This window comes from Chryseobacterium sp. sg2396 (assembly GCF_042610505.1).
In the GTDB taxonomy this organism is placed as follows: Bacteria; Bacteroidota; Bacteroidia; order Flavobacteriales; family Weeksellaceae; genus Chryseobacterium.
Genome location: NZ_JBHGAQ010000016.1, coordinates 113660 through 128843, shown reverse-complemented (window position 1 = coordinate 128843; position 15184 = coordinate 113660). Strand labels below are relative to the sequence as shown.

At 36.5% G+C, this 15184-nt stretch carries 14 protein-coding genes; 9 read left to right on the top strand and 5 right to left on the bottom strand.

The window, feature by feature from the left end:
• Positions 1–328: 328 nt before the first annotated feature.
• Positions 329–1726: a glucuronate isomerase gene (gene uxaC / locus ACED20_RS16580; protein ID WP_378105832.1), complete on the bottom strand. Its 1398-nt coding sequence runs from the start codon at positions 1724–1726 to the stop codon at positions 329–331.
• A gap of 640 nt (positions 1727–2366) precedes the next feature.
• Here uxaC and ACED20_RS16575 point away from each other — a divergent pair.
• Positions 2367–2687 (top strand): hypothetical protein, encoded by a 321-nt coding sequence (locus ACED20_RS16575; RefSeq protein ID WP_378105830.1) that lies wholly within the window; start codon positions 2367–2369, stop codon positions 2685–2687.
• 34 nt (positions 2688–2721) lie between these two features.
• On the opposite strand, the gene ACED20_RS16570 is transcribed toward ACED20_RS16575, so the two are convergent.
• Together ACED20_RS16570 and ACED20_RS16565 are read right to left on the bottom strand one after the other, a co-directional pair.
• Positions 2722–5784 carry a VIT domain-containing protein gene (locus ACED20_RS16570; RefSeq protein ID WP_378105827.1) on the bottom strand — a complete coding sequence of 1021 codons (3063 nt, stop codon included), beginning with the start codon at positions 5782–5784 and terminating at the stop codon, positions 2722–2724.
• Positions 5785–6189: 405 nt separating this feature from the next.
• The gene (locus ACED20_RS16565) at positions 6190–6555 is read right to left on the bottom strand and encodes a hypothetical protein (protein WP_294201030.1); all 366 of its coding nucleotides are present in this window, start codon (positions 6553–6555) and stop codon (positions 6190–6192) included.
• A gap of 265 nt (positions 6556–6820) precedes the next feature.
• Here ACED20_RS16565 and ACED20_RS16560 point away from each other — a divergent pair, with 265 nt between their 5' ends.
• The 4 genes from ACED20_RS16560 (at position 6821) to ACED20_RS16545 (ending at position 9156) form a co-directional block, all read left to right on the top strand.
• Positions 6821–7588: a GLPGLI family protein gene (locus tag ACED20_RS16560; RefSeq protein WP_378105825.1), complete on the top strand. Its 768-nt coding sequence runs from the start codon at positions 6821–6823 to the stop codon at positions 7586–7588.
• Positions 7589–7778: 190 nt separating this feature from the next.
• Positions 7779–8195 carry a helix-turn-helix domain-containing protein gene (locus ACED20_RS16555; RefSeq protein WP_378105822.1) on the top strand — a complete coding sequence of 139 codons (417 nt, stop codon included), beginning with the start codon at positions 7779–7781 and terminating at the stop codon, positions 8193–8195.
• 189 nt (positions 8196–8384) lie between these two features.
• Positions 8385–8687, top strand: a complete 303-nt coding sequence (locus tag ACED20_RS16550) for a hypothetical protein (RefSeq protein WP_378105820.1) — start codon at positions 8385–8387, stop codon at positions 8685–8687.
• Positions 8680–9156: a GLPGLI family protein gene (locus ACED20_RS16545; RefSeq protein WP_378105818.1), complete on the top strand. Its 477-nt coding sequence runs from the start codon at positions 8680–8682 to the stop codon at positions 9154–9156. The genes ACED20_RS16550 and ACED20_RS16545 overlap by 8 nt, the downstream gene beginning before the upstream one ends.
• 1041 nt (positions 9157–10197) lie before the next feature.
• On the opposite strand, the gene ACED20_RS16540 is transcribed toward ACED20_RS16545, so the two are convergent.
• On the bottom strand, positions 10198–10485 hold the full coding sequence (locus ACED20_RS16540) for a hypothetical protein (RefSeq protein ID WP_378105816.1): 288 nt from the start codon (positions 10483–10485) through the stop codon (positions 10198–10200).
• 551 nt (positions 10486–11036) lie between these two features.
• On the opposite strand from ACED20_RS16540, the gene ACED20_RS16535 reads away from it, so the two are divergent.
• The 4 genes from ACED20_RS16535 to ACED20_RS16520 all read left to right on the top strand — a co-directional run bounded on the left by ACED20_RS16535 (position 11037) and on the right by ACED20_RS16520 (position 13767).
• Entirely contained in the window at positions 11037–11810 is a 774-nt protein-coding gene (locus tag ACED20_RS16535) for a hypothetical protein (protein WP_378105814.1), read from the top strand.
• Positions 11791–12402, top strand: coding sequence for a hypothetical protein (locus ACED20_RS16530; protein ID WP_378105812.1), 612 nt, complete (start codon positions 11791–11793; stop codon positions 12400–12402). The genes ACED20_RS16535 and ACED20_RS16530 overlap by 20 nt, the downstream gene beginning before the upstream one ends.
• A 179-nt stretch (positions 12403–12581) precedes the next feature.
• On the top strand, positions 12582–12794 hold the full coding sequence (locus ACED20_RS16525) for a helix-turn-helix domain-containing protein (RefSeq protein WP_378105810.1): 213 nt from the start codon (positions 12582–12584) through the stop codon (positions 12792–12794).
• Entirely contained in the window at positions 12787–13767 is a 981-nt protein-coding gene (locus tag ACED20_RS16520) for a BstXI family restriction endonuclease (protein WP_378105808.1), read from the top strand. Before ACED20_RS16525 ends, ACED20_RS16520 begins: the two co-directional genes overlap by 8 nt.
• Positions 13768–13771: 4 nt before the next feature.
• Here the strand turns inward: ACED20_RS16520 and ACED20_RS16515 are convergent, their stop codons facing one another.
• Positions 13772–14815 (bottom strand): DNA methyltransferase, encoded by a 1044-nt coding sequence (locus tag ACED20_RS16515; protein ID WP_378105806.1) that lies wholly within the window; start codon positions 14813–14815, stop codon positions 13772–13774.
• Positions 14816–15184: the final 369 nt, after the last annotated feature.

Here is a 15184-nt window from a genome sequence, read left to right as displayed (position 1 = left end):
AAAGACTTTTCTCTCATAACATCTTATTTAAACTTCTTCAGATTAAGCAAGTCATTCAGATAAAAAAAATCTGCGTGAGATCTTATCTATTTCAATTAAGTTGTGTTTACAACTTTTAATTTATCTGGCTGCTGTTTTAAACGCAAAGCCCACAAAGTTTTTTTTTCGACTACTAACTGTTTTTAAGTTCGCAAAGGCGTTCTACTCAGCTAAGATCACAAAGACTTTTTACTCAAAACATCTTATTTACACTTCCTCAGATTAAGCAAGTCATTTCAGATAAAAAATCTGCGTCATCTTCAAAATCTGCTTGAGACCTTTTATTTATTTAAAAATCAAAATAGTTTTTAGCATTGTGATAACAGATATCGGAAATAATTTTCCCGATGTGCTCCATATCGTCCGGCAGCTCGCCTTTCTGAATTTCTTCCCCGAAAAGGTTACACAGCACCCTTCTGAAATATTCATGTCTCGGGAACGACAGGAAACTTCTAGAATCCGTCAGCATTCCCACGAAGCAGCTGATTAAGCTCATATTGGACAGAGCATTCATCTGTTTGATCATGCCGTCTTTCTGATCGAGGAACCACCATCCCGATCCAAATTGCACTTTCCCCCTGATGCTTCCGTCGTTGAAATTTCCGATCATGGAGGCAAAGATCTCGTTGTCTGCAGGATTTAGGTTATACAGAATGGTTTTTGTTAATTTATCTTTTCCGTCCAGAGCGTTCAGTAATTTAGACAGGGTTTCCGCCTGAACAAAGTCCCCGATAGAATCCCAGCCCGTGTCTGGTCCTAAAATATTGAGCATTCTGTGGTTGTTGTTTCGCAGAGCACCCAAATGGAACTGCTGCGCCCAGCCAAAAGCGTGATACGTTTCACCTAAAAATAACAGGATCGCGGTCTTAAACTGATTGACCTGTTTTTCAGCGATGACCTTTCCGGCCAGCTTATCAGCAAAAATAGCCTGCACCTCAGCTTCGGACGCTTCTTCAAACGAAATATTGTTCAGTCCGTGGTCGCAAAGCCTGCATCCGTTTTCATGAAAATATTCGATTCTTTTGAGCAGCGCATCACATAAGGTCCGGTAAGAATTAATTTCGATTCCGGCCGCTTCTCCTAATTTTGATATGTAATCTGCAAAGTTGTGGTTTTCGATCAGGATGGCTTTATCCGGACGGAATGCCGTGGTAACTTTCACTTTCCAGCCGCTTTTTGCAAGATCCTGATGGTAATTGAGGGTATCCAGGGGATCTTCGGTAGTGCAGAGAGATTCCACATTCATCATTTCCAGCAGCCCCCGCGTTGATTTTTCCGGAGTCTGGAGCTGGGCACTGATATTTTCATAGATTTTCGAAGCGTTCTTCTCACTCAGCAGCTCGTCGATGCCGAAATATCTCTTCAGCTCAAGGTGGGTCCAGTGGTAAAGCGGATTTCTTAGTGTATACGGAACGGTTTTGGCCCAGGCCTCAAATTTTTCCTTATCGGAAGCATCTCCTGTAATGAATTTCTCATTCACGCCTAACGTGCGCATGGCTCTCCATTTGTAATGATCGCCAGCAATCCAGACCTTCGAGATATTTTCGAACACGGTGTTCTCCGCCATATCTTTCGGGATCAGGTGGTTGTGATAATCGATGATCGGCTGTCTTTCCGCGTAGTTGAAGTATAATTCTTCCGCATAGGCATTCTGCAGCAAAAACTGATCGGTAATAAAGGATTTCATAAGTCGATTTCTGGGGTTACTAAAAATGAACATGACTGCAACTCCGCATCATATAAACCGGCGCCAGCATTTTCAATCAGATCTTCCGGATCATGGATAAGGGAAAATAACGATTTCTTCCTGCTCATTTATTTTCTTTTTACAACTCGCCGGGATTTACCGAATTGTGTAATTGATTCCAATTAACTTAACCATTATTGAATAAATACCCGCGGGTTTAAATATAAAATTATTATTTAATTGGTTAACAAAAAATTAATTTAAACCTACAACATCCTAAATAACAAATCATTACACTAAAAACAAAGAAAAAAAACGATGTGAAATAAGAAGAAAAACGGCTTTGAAATTAACCAAAATTACGTTTCAGCCGCCATTTTTTCAAAACAAATTAATTTTATCACACAAAAACACACATTTATATACCGATAATATTGAATTAAATTTAATAATTTGATTATATAATAATTTAAAATAACAAATACCACCAATTCAATAATCAAATAAAATCAAAATAATGGCTAAAAATTTATGAAAAGAAATAATTTGACTTATCATATAAACAACACTTTGTATTGATAAGTATGAGGAATCATTTTATGATAAGCTACAACTATCTTTTAAGCCTTAAAAACAAATTATGCCCGTTAAAACAGGAATATCCGTAATTTTTAAACAGGAACATCAGAACTTATTTCAATACATTTACGGGAAGAGTACGAATGCTACGAAAAAAGAAAGCGCCTGCTGTTACGCAGACGCTCCCGACTCCATCTTCTTCATAATACTTCCGACCACCACGCTAACCCTTTACATTGCCTTTTTATTGTGTTTCTACCCTTCTTTTTCTAAAAAATCCCGCAGGCAGGGCCTGATTACCATTACATACATCCGCATCAAACGGCTTATCACTAAAAACCGATCTGCCCGCCTACGGAATAAGAACCTGATATATTCTTAAAAACCCACAATCACCGGAATTACCAGGTTCACCATTAAAACTCAAACTCTCCGATCAGAATTCCGTCATCATGTCCTTCGTTATCTTTCTGATTCTGGAACACCACTGTCTTCCTTTCCTGTTTTCCCGTCGCGTAGTTGATGTAGATTTCCGCCATGAGCGCCGTTGGTCCGGCCACTCCAACCTGTCTTTCTCCAAAGAAATTGGTCTGGATTTTATATTTCCCTTTTACGGCTTTTTTAAGCAAAAACTGTTCAGGGCCGAAACCTCCGGTGAAATCATTGCTCAGCCTTCCTCCGGCTCGTGTTTGTGGATGGCCGTAATAGCAACGCTCGTTATCCGGATCCGTTACCCAGAGATCGATGTCGGTATCGTCTTTATTCCAGTTGAGCACCACCCGGATGTTGACCGGCAGATCGGCTATGATCTTAGGATTGATCTTTTTCAGATTCAGCTTTTTCCCATACCTGCTGATAAGCCCGTTGATTTCCATGAGCACCGTTTCTTCAATACCGTCATCACGGTCTGCCAGCTCTTTGGTGTACGACTGCATCAGGATGGAATACAGATGGTCTAGGGCTTGCTGATACTGCCCGTTGTCTTCCAGGGCCAGCGCATAATCCCGGTAACTCTGCGGATCGAAAGGCCGCCATTCCAGGACTTTCTGCGTTACGAAAAGTTCCTTATCATACACTTCCGCCTGTTTCAGCTTATAGGCAAGCAGCTTGTACAGTTCTTCGTTTTCAATATCGAGGTCCGCAATCGAGCTCAATACTTTTAATCCTGATTTTTTATCTTTGATGCTAAACAGCAGCTGCGCAACATCAAAATAATATTGGGGAAGATTTTCATAGCTGCTCCTGTTGTCCAGATAAACCTTATAAATGGTTTCCGCATCTTTGGCTTTTTCAAAAAGCTTCATGTATTCCGCGCTGGATTTTACGTCGATAACGTTTATTCTGCCGGAATTGACCACCTCTGAAATCTCCTGGATCTTTATGGTATCAGCCTGACTTCCCCAACCCCTGACTGATATTCCGGCGACTCTGCCCTGAAGAGCATGAACGACATTACTTGAAGCCGTCATCTCCGCTCTTTTTCTCATACCCAGCGCCTCCGTTACGACCACTTCCTGAATGTCTTTGGATTTGGAACCAAGGATATCCACCGCCTGATCTGCCTGCGGAGCAGCATCCGCCACAGTCATGCTGCTGTTTCCCCTTATACGGGAAGCTCCTATCATGACCACTTCTTCAATTCTTTGATTTCCTGTAGAATCCGAAGTCCCGTTATATCCCGGTTCCGGATAGCGTTTTTGGTTTTCTTTACGGGTGTAGTCTTTTTTCCACCAGGCTTTCAGCTCTTCGGTCATCATTTCCGCATCGGCCATCAGGTCCTTTACGCGTTCATCTTTCATGGACCTGTTGTTTTTTACGATCTGGTCGTAGACACTTCTCAACTCAGCAGGCGGCGGAATATCATACCGGACATAATCCTGGACATTTTCCAGCACCATCAGGCTCATGTTGTTGCTTACCAGCCCGAACTGACGGCTTATTTCTTTTATGGTCTCTTTATTTTTCTTTTCAAAAATTTCCAGCTCGTTCAGTTTTTTCTGTGCCCAGAATTTCGAGATCTCCCAGTCCTTGACGGTCTGTTCTGCCGGATCTAAAGAGATGGTACGGGTTTCCGTTACTTCATTTCCGTATCCGAATTTCACCAGGACTTCCGATTGATTTCCCTTTAAGATCCCCGTCAGCATAAAATCCTGCGAAATGGTCTGCGGTAAGGATGGATATACCTCAGAAAGACCATCATTGCTTTCGATTCCCAGGAATTTCAGCGGCTGAACAAGGAGCTTTCTGACCTCTTTTGCGGGATCGTTTTCATTCAGGTTTAAAAATTCTCCACCGGTAGCATTGCTGATGAATTTTAACTGACTTGCATTTATAGATCCTGATGAAGATATAGTGTAGGTTGGTTTATTCCAGCTCAGCTTCAGGTCTCCGAAAGAGGACATCCCGTCCGTGAAAAATAAAATTTCATCCTCCTTCACAGGTTTCAGCTGACTGAAATCCGTACCGCCGTCATAGACGGTTTCTGAAAGGTAATCTTTCAGCGCAGTCCAGTTGCCGTTTCCGATGGTGAAGGCCTGGCCTTCTTCAAATGTGTTGTTGAGGAAATATATTTTTACCGTGAGGCTGGTGTTGGTTTTAAAATACCTTTCGAGCAAGGCCCATTCTTTTGTATGATCCCGTCTTTTCCCACTAAACGAATTATCCCAGACCAGGGCCAGCTTTCGAGGAAGTTTTTTCATCCTCTCCCCCGGATCAACGGCAATGCCTGCCAGAAAATAAAAGGCATCCCCCGAAGCTTTCTGCATCAGCACAGTCTGCCCGTCGGCGTGTTGAGGAAGATTTACCTTTAGGTTATTCGCGGGCTTAAATTTGGTTTTACGGATTTCAGCGGTCCAGACATTTCCTTTTTTTATGAAACCAAAGGTTCCGTCGGGCCTTTCTACCAGTTGCGGTGCATCGGCACTTTGGAAAACCGTGGTTTTCACAGCGAATTCCGGAATTTCGGTTTCAACATTCAGCGGCAAAACATATTGATAGGTATTTCCGGATTTTTTCAGCTCGTAATTATAAGTAATCTGAACCGTCCTTTCCCCACCATTCGCACCGATCGGATATACCGTCGTCCTGAAGTTATTCCCTTCCACCTTTTCGAGAATCCCGGGATCGATATTCCGTTTTTTAATGGTTTCGTAGACTTCTCTGGCTTTTTCCTTTTCCACCGGAACGGCGTTTCGGAGCTTCCCGTTGATGTCCAGGGCATAGCCACTCGCATTCACGCCTTCCGGCAGCGGAAAGGTTACCCTGCCTTCTCTCAGCCGGCTGGAATTGTTCCTGAAAACCATTGTCACGGTGTTTGTCGAAATCCGTCCGGTGATTTTGGTATCAATGTTCAGTTTCTGAAGCACGACTTCATTGCTTTTTGCGTAACCGCCTTTTCCGTCTCCGGTTTCCACTACCGGAACCTGCGCCCATCCGAATACCGGAAAAAATAGCAGGAGCTGTATATATAAATTTTTCATGGCTTATCTTTTTTACCTGAGCAGCTGTCTCTACTGATATAGATGCAGAAATTCGCCACGGCGTTGGAAAAGAAATGAAAAAATTTACAACAAAATCACATCATACTGTTTTTCAGGAATATAAATTTCAATTAATCGGAGAAGGGATCTTGAATCACAGAAGTTTATCCTGTCAACTTGCTGTTACCCATATAAATATCGATGATCGTATTAAGCAAACTCTTTTTTACATTCAGAAATTAATGAATAAATAATCAAGCCTAAACCAACGGCATTTGTGGATGGCACCGTAAAACCCGGTATGGAAAAGACATTATTTTTGAGAAGTATCATTTACTCCCTGCCATTTATTTCTCAAAAGCCGGCTCCTCTACAGAAAATAGCCTTTTATGGTAATGATGATATTTAATAATCTTGCTGGCAGAGCATCTTATATTTAATATACTCTTCGTTGCCCATTTTTTTCCTGATATATTCATCTTCCGTAACATTTCTTTTCTTCTGAATAAAACTGATAAACGAACAAATCTCCCGACATGCTTCAAAACCTTTTGACTTCATCGTATTTCTTACCTCTTCATCTGCTATTTCATTTAGCCATTCTTCATAATCATCCACTGAAACATTTAGCTGGAGCTGGTAATATAAGTATACGGCATTTCCGTAAGAAATGTGTAGGGTGTGATATTCTTTGCTTTCTTCTGCAAGATGTTTCAGAAAAAATTCCTGTTGGGTATGGTAATTCTGTAAAGGATGTTTTGGGTTTATCATGAAACCTGGTTTTGATGGTTATTAATTTTTGTTTTAATTGCTTCTGCAAAAATATTAATTACGGAAATGAAAATTCTTTAATTTTAATAGATAGAATGAGATGAAGTAATATTTTAATTCTACCATCCCGGCTTCTTTTTATTTAATTAAGACATCTACCGTATTTGCGATATTCTAAGATGCACATACAATGCCACAAAGTTACAAATTCCCAAAATGATGAATTAATTTAATTTTGTATTATTGTATACGTCAATTATAAATTATGAAGATTCTGTCTGCTTGGTTTTTTATTTTCACCATGCTTTTTATTCCGGCACAAAACAAAGCGGTAATGGAAGTTAATTATGAAATCAAAATGATTTCCGACAGCCTGAACCGGGATAAGGTCAACATTTATGCATCTACCCTACTGTGCAACAATGTGGAATCTGTATATTTCAGCCGGGAAGCTCAGGCATTTTATAAAGGAAATTCCAAAGAAACCATTGCCACAAGCGCAGGAGCCATTCCTAAATATCCGAAATCGGTGGGTAGCGTTTATAAAACAAAAGAAAATGTATTGGTTTCTCTTCCTGTGGGCAAATACATCTTCACTTACGAGGAACCCCCACTGAAATGGGAAATCCTGAATGAAACCAAAGACCTCAAAGGCTTCAAAACCCGGTTGGCCAAAACCACCACCGATACCGGCGATACTTATTTTGCCTGGTTTACCAATGATATTACCATCCCCGACGGCCCCTTCCGCTTCAAAGGCCTTTCCGGATTGATTCTCGAAGTCTACAATAAAAACAAGACGATTGAAATCTACGCCACTGATATTAAAAAATCCGATGAATTGATCGAACCTTTAAACTACGGGAATGATGTGAAGACCAAATCCAAACAGCAGTTCCTGGACGCACGGAAAAACTATATTCAAAACCCATCGGTGTATAATGGAAATTTAAAAGTGATGGATTCCAACGGCAACGACCGGACGAAAATGATGGTTGATCGGCTGAAGAAGGTGAATGTTTTTTTAGATTGAGCGGGTAAAATATCTGTAATTTAATTTATGCAGGAAACCCATTTCAGCCTTCTCCGTAAAAATCGATTCACTCAGGGAATAAAATATCCCTAAACGAATGGGTATTTTACCGGATAATTTTTAACTTTACCCTTCGACGAATAAACACAAATCGCTTTATCTTTAAGCCATTAAAACTTTGATCACCGCTATGGAACAGAAAATACATCAGGGAAGAAACGTAAAACGCTTCAGGGAAATGCTCGGCATCAAGCAGGAAGCCCTCGCCTTCGACCTCGGCGAAGACTGGAACCAGAAAAAAATTTCCCTTCTGGAACAAAAAGAAGTCATCGAAGACCACCTTCTGAAAGCCATTTCCAACGTCCTGAAGATTCCGGTAGAAGCTTTTCATAATTTTGATGAGGAGCAGGCTATTAATATTATTTCAAATACTTTTCACGATTTTAAAGATAATGCTATTGCTTCTGCAATGAATTATCAATGTAGCTTCAACCCGATTGATAAAATCGTTGAACTCTATGATGAAAAGATTGCTTTGTATGAGAGAATGCTGAAGGAGAAAGAGGAGATGATGGAAAGACTAGAGCGGCTTATTAATAAAGTTTAAGTAAATCTGGATAATTATATGAATCCGGCTCAATTGATGGTTGAGCCGGATTTGTTTTTAGTGGAATGATTGACGTGTTTAAAATAAACAAAAGGCGGTTAATCATTCCGCAACGTTTGTAAATTACGGGTTCCCATCACGAGGAATTCATTTATTTTCGTATTATTGGGATCGTTAATGCTAATAATTATGAAGAAGATTTTATTCGCAAGATTATTTATTTCCAATTTGCTGTTTGTTTTTGCACAAAATAAAGCGGTCATGGAGGTGAATTATGAAACCAAAATGATTTCTGACAGCCTGAACCGGCATAAGGTTAATATTTATGCTTCTACCCTTCTGTGCAACAATATAGAATCTGCATATTTCAGCCGGGAAGCGCAGGCATTTTACCAACAGAATTCCAAAGAAACCATTACTACAAGCGCAGGAGCCATTCCTAAATATCCGAAATCAGTAGGCAGCGTTTATAAAACGAAAGAAAATGTATGAGTTTTGCTTCCTGTGGGCAAATACATCTTCACTTACGAGGACCCCCCCACTGAAATGGGAAATCCTGAATGAAACCAAAGACCTCAAAGGCTTCAAAACCCGGTTGGCCAAAACCACCACCGATACAGGCGACATTTATTTTGCCTGGTTCACCAACGATATTACGATCCCCGAAGGTCCGTTCCGTTTTAAAGGCCTTTCCGGATTAATCCTCGAAGTCTACAATAAAAACAAGACGATTGAAATCTACGCCACCGATATTAAAAAATCCGATGAATCGATTGAGCCCCTGAATTACGGAAATGATGTGAAGACCAAATCCAAACAGCAGTTTCTGGAAGCACGGAAAAACTACCTCGAAAACCCGTCGATGTATAATGGAAATTTAAAAGTGGTAGATTCCAACGGAAACGACCGGACGAAAATGATGACGGAACGATTGAAGAAGATGAATACTTTTCTTGACTAACTTAATCTTAACATAAATTTTTAACTATGAAAAATTACTTTTTGCGGGCGCATTAGCCCTTTCCACATTTACATTTGCTAACACCAAAGAAGAAACAAAACCAGAAGCAAAACATGAAACAACCTCAGCAGTTAAGGAATTAACACAAGAACAAAAAGAAGCATTGGCATTATTCTTCAGAACATGGTCCGTGGCTTATACTAACGCTTGCGATACTACAAACACTGTTTTCTTCCAATCCGATAATGAATGCTTTTATCAGGGAATTGGCTTATGCAGTGAATTCTACTTATGATATTTGCTAGAAAATTGCTGAGTAAGTAAAACATCTTTAAGAGTGTATTTATGTGGCACTAGATGGAGTTATATTTACTATATATCAGCTATTTATGAAAATATTGAAGTTGTACGGAATGCTGTGGATTTAAATGGGTTCAAGTGTGTTTGTATTAAATTACTAACTTTTTATTAAAAATTTTGTTTTAATTTACTTATAAGTTGAGAAAATAACAACACTTTCTCTCAAAGTAGTTATGTTTGGGCTATATTTTGTTTTTCTTTTCCTAATATTTCTTAGTACACCAATTTCTAAGATACCAGCCAATCCTATTTCCGATCTCCCCAATTATTAGATCTACCGGAATTTCAACATCTGCATAAGCCGAAGTTGATAAAATTAACCATAATTCAGCTTTTTCATTTGCCTTCTCTAACAAGCCTCTTAGAATTTTCTCAATATCTTCAAAATAAGCTTAAATCATAAGTGAAATGTTCGGATGCATTAAAAGTTCTTTTTTCTGAATAATTTCCCTCAAAGCAGCATCATACAGAATTCCAAAATCACTTTTTGTAGGCTTGTTCCACTTAGCTTGTATGTGTGATCTAACTGTTTTTAATCTTAATGAATATTAAGTTGCCAAGCTATTACACAATTACTCAAAAAAATGTAGAAGTTGTAACTATGATGAACATACCCTTTAAGATCTTTATCAATGTCAATATTACTTGGAACTGTGTAATAGTGAATAACCTCAAACACCATTACTTCTGGTCTGCAATGCTAGTTGAATCTACGTTCTTATTGATTGGACTATCTTCTTTATCATCAGTAAATGCAATGTAGAGTTTGTTCTGTCTCTTGTTGTAATATCCTAGAATATTACTTTTAGGAGTTATTTCTTTGTAGTCTTCTGGTAGAACTATCTGTACAGGATAGTTGACAAGGTTATATCCTTCGATATTTGATTTTTGGTAGAATTTAATTCCAAAGACTGCTAACAGTATTCCCAGTACAAATGTGATTGTGATTAGTAGTGATTTTAGTTTCATGTTAAACAAGATTATTTTTCATTTTGAATATTCGAAAAATTGACTTTTACAGCTAAGTTGTACAATGTTTAATTATAGTTGGTTATTACCTGAGGCTTAAAGTCTAATGCCTGTTTTCTCCTAATAGGTGGGGGTTATTCAGGAGTGTTGCATTGTAAAAGAGAAAGGTTGACAATCTACTTTAACTGCTCCAGGTTCAGTGTTGGGGTGAGATGGGTAGAAATCAGTATAAGCAGGTACAGTGAAAGCACATTCATAAGGTGACATAGTGCTATCACAAGTGAAGAGGTGAAATTGGAGTTTCAATTGTTCTCAGATTTAATAATACCCCTATGAAAATTTTCGAGTTCTTACAAGATGGGGAGGGGTATTTCCTTTCTGTAAAATTGGATGGGGGGGCTGAGGAGGATTACGAAATATCAATATTTTTTGCAGAATTTTTTTTAAAATTTTAAATTTAGAAATTACTTTCTCACATTGAGAATAGTGAGTGTAAAAATAATCATAACATTTTTTAAATTAACTTAAGTTTAAAACAAAAATAATCAAGCATGATCTCTCATTTCTACCAAAGAAAAGGAAAGCTAGAAGCAAAAGAAGATTCTTTAACATCTCTTACTTTTGATGGTTTAAAATACCTTCCAGATGAACTTTTTTGGTCTATTTTGAATAGCTCTCTAGTTACTGGGGGTTTACCTAAAGTCACTACTATAGATGAGATTTTCTTTTGGCAACATTGGAGTGCAGAAGGTACTTCCAACATTAATTTTATAGAACCAGATGTTTTTATAAGAACTGAAAGGTTTGATGTAATCATAGAAGCTAAGAGATGGGATAAATACCAACAATCTACTACACAGAAAAGAAACCAGATAATAGCTTATTATAATGACTTCTCTGATGATAATAAACTGCTTTATTATATAGAATTAGGAGGGCTATATAACAAGAGTCCTGAGCTTAATATTATTCATAAAAATCAAGAAGTTGTAATATGTAAAACAAATTGGACTCATATGTTAATGTCCATTGTTAGCCATTACCAAAACCTGGAGAATCTCAAGTTGAAGCTTTTTAAACCTCAGAAAAGAATCTTAGAAGATATTATTAAAGGATTTGAACTTCATCAGTTTTACACGATGAAGTGGTTTGGTGATTTTAAATCTCCAAGAATATACTCCAATCAATTTGAATTTCTTAAGTTTACAATTGGTTTTAATTCTACGCAGGAAAGGCTTATAACACCTCTAAAAAACCTTTCACAGATTACTATTACAAGAACCTCAACTAATAACTTATTTGAATATGCAAAACGAACTCAATAATACATTAATAGATGTTAGAAAAGCTTATAGACTTCTTTTCGAGTATCAGGATAGGATAAAAAATTTAGTCTCCTTTATAGGAGGTCATTTTGACTTTGAGTTTAGGGAGGGCAATCCTGTTTTTTCAGCTCATGCTAAAAATGGAACAAAAGTTAATTTAGACCACTGGGCTTGGGATTGGTTGAGTATGTATTTTTACCACTTCAAATTTGCTCCAAAGGATGATTTAATATTTTCAATTTTCATTCTCACAGATACTGGTTATTATGATGCTTCAAAACAAAATGGTACTACTGCAAGCAAAATAAAGCCTGAAACCTTTAATACAGTTGAGAAGGCTGAAACCAAGCTGTTTTTAGTTATAGATAAAAAGATGTGGTGGCGAGATACTAACTTAGGTCATTGGGAAAATATTCTCTTTCAGGATAACAACATCTTTAGCACTGATGAAGGAGGAAAATTGTTGTTTAAGGAATACTCTTTAGAACAATTTATAGATGAAAATCATGCAATTTCTTCACTAAAGGACTTTCAAGCACTTTGTATTCAGAATGATATAGTTATTCAATTTAAAGAAAGAGAATTACAATAGCCTTTCTGATTTGAGTTAATTATTAATGAGTGTAACAGATGTCTTTAAAATTTGAAGATTCATTGATACAGATTTTTAACCTAATCAAAGTTTCTAAATTTCACTATTAATGCTAACAATAGTATGTTGTTTAAAAAATTTTCAAATATTAATTTTACATACTATAATTAGCAATTATTTTGAAAAAAGACATTCTAGTAAAATTTGGAGCTAAGGTACGCGAATTGAGAAAAGCAAAAGGTGTATCTCAAGAAGAGCTTTCTTTTAAAAGTGAATTACATAGAACTTATATTGGAATGATTGAAAGAGCTGAGAAAAACATAACTCTGGTAAATATTGAAAAAATTGCTATGGCTTTAGAAATAAATGTTAAAGAGCTATTTGATGACTAAAAAAAGAAAACCCAGCCTTCCTTCACTTCTAAAAAGTAAAATTTATAAAACAGGCCAGACAAGAGGTGCTGACGATGATGTAATTTTTCAAAATAGAGTTAATAGAAATAGTACTGTTTTAATTCCCTATAATTTTTTTGAAATATGCAATCCTGAACAATGCGATATTGAACCATTTGAGAATGGCTTCATTGTTTTAATAAATCCTGAATATTATTTTAATAATGAAGACATTAATAATGAATTAATAGCCAAAGGATTAAAACTGGGAGAGAATGCATTAATTTTTTATGAAACTAGAAGGGAATGGAATTTATACAATCCTATAGAAAAAGGATTAAATGTACCCAATAGTAGAAAATCCCCTTTGGGAGGAGAATTTGTTGCCAGAGTCCCTTCAACAACTTCTGCAGATGTCGAAAAAGTTACTTTAGGATACAATACAAGTGGATTAAAAGGTGCAGGAATTAGAGTCTATGAGTATGCGAGTAAAGAGACTTTTAACGACGCACAATATCAACTAGAATATTTATTTTGGCTATGTACTGATTCAAATGAGGTTGCTTTATCTGCTGGAATGAGTTCAGAAGATATAGAGCTACGTCTTAATTATATTAATGAAATATGTGAAGAAAGAAATTTAAAGGACTATGATATACTTATTAATAATAGAATCATTGATAAAGACCTAAACACTATTTGCCCTCTATGTTTACAAAAACTTAGTGGTAAAGGTTTCATTAATAGGCTTACACAAGCAGAAGGAAGACTTGTTCCTGATTTAACAGTAACTGAAATCAATCTTTTCCACATTATAGAACTTAGGACTGGACAATATAATCATCGTCCATACAATTTAGGATGGGGACATCATCATTGTAATGTTGTTTGTAAAGACTCAGGGATTTCTGAAACACTTAGATGGATAAAATCTATTTATGAAAGGAATTTAGAAGAGAGATTTGAGTATTAAGTTCTTAACTAATTTTCTCAGCATATACCATTTGAAAAAATTGATGATTAGTAAGCTTATTAATAATAGAATCACACCATTGTTTTTCTACGTCAATACTTATAGTTTTTCTATTTAAATTTTTAGCTGCAATTGCTGTATTACCTGAGCCAGCAAAGCAATCTAAAACTATATCGTGCTCATAGGTAGTTGCTAATATACAATGTTCAAGCATATCTAATGGTTTTTCAGCTGGATGTTTTCCTTTATAAGGTCTTACTGAACTAAAATTCCATACATCAGTAAACTCTATATTTGAATTTACATCAAATTTTCTTATAGCATCCTCATAAACAGGCATTGAGCTTATTTTCCCTGTATCTAAAAGAGCTTTACTAATTTTTTCATATTGTTCTCTACTAGGAATATTTCTACCTGCTTCCCAGTTAGAAACTGCCCCCCCATGATTAACTTTGCCATATGCGCCAACAATCTCAGTGAGTTTATTACCTGAGAGGCCTGCTATTTTTCTCTGATTACGTAAAAAATGACCAAAACTTGAACGCTTTAAATTACCTTCTTCTGCTACTTCAGCAAAAATTATTCTCTCAGAGTGTGGATACCATTGTCTTAAAGATTCTTTTTTTGCTTTACCTTTCCATCCATCAAAACCAGGTTCATTTGGCTTTGTCCAAACTATATTTGATAATATATTAAAATCTTGAGACATTTTCACTTCTAGTTTAGCAGACATTGCACTCGAGCAATACATAAATAGAGAACCATTAGGTTTTAAAATCCTTTTCCATTCCTTAAAAAATTTTGACATCCAGTCAATAAAGAGCTCATCAGTTGCAAACGACTTGTCATTAGTAATATTATTCTTTTTAGTCGAATGATAAGGAGGGTCTGTGAGAATTAGAGAAATTGAGTTATCTGGAATTAACTTTAAGATATTTAACGAATCTTCATTTATAACAAGATCATTAGGGCTACTATAAAAGCTTCCCTTACAAATATTTGCTTTTATTTTCTCAAACTGAACTCTTCTTAATTCTTCAAAAGTCATACCATGCTAATTATAGTATGCAAATATAAATGATTTTTTAGATAAAAAAAAATAGATTTAAATATTTACTATATAAGACGAGACTGTCTCAAAAGTAAAACAGCCTCGTTTTTTATTGCTACATTATCAAAATTTCAATCATTTGAATCATGAATTTTTTTAAATCATAAAAATACACCTGATTCTACCTTTTCATCAATGTTTAAATTCAAGTTTTGACTTTGATAGAGCCTCTTTTTAACGTAAAAACCAATGATAATTAGAATCACCATTGAGACTTTGTTGAATACCTTTAGTAAAGTCAAAAGCATTCAATTTCTATCTAAAAATGTATGTATATAACTGCACTACTTCTGCAAAAATTTTCAT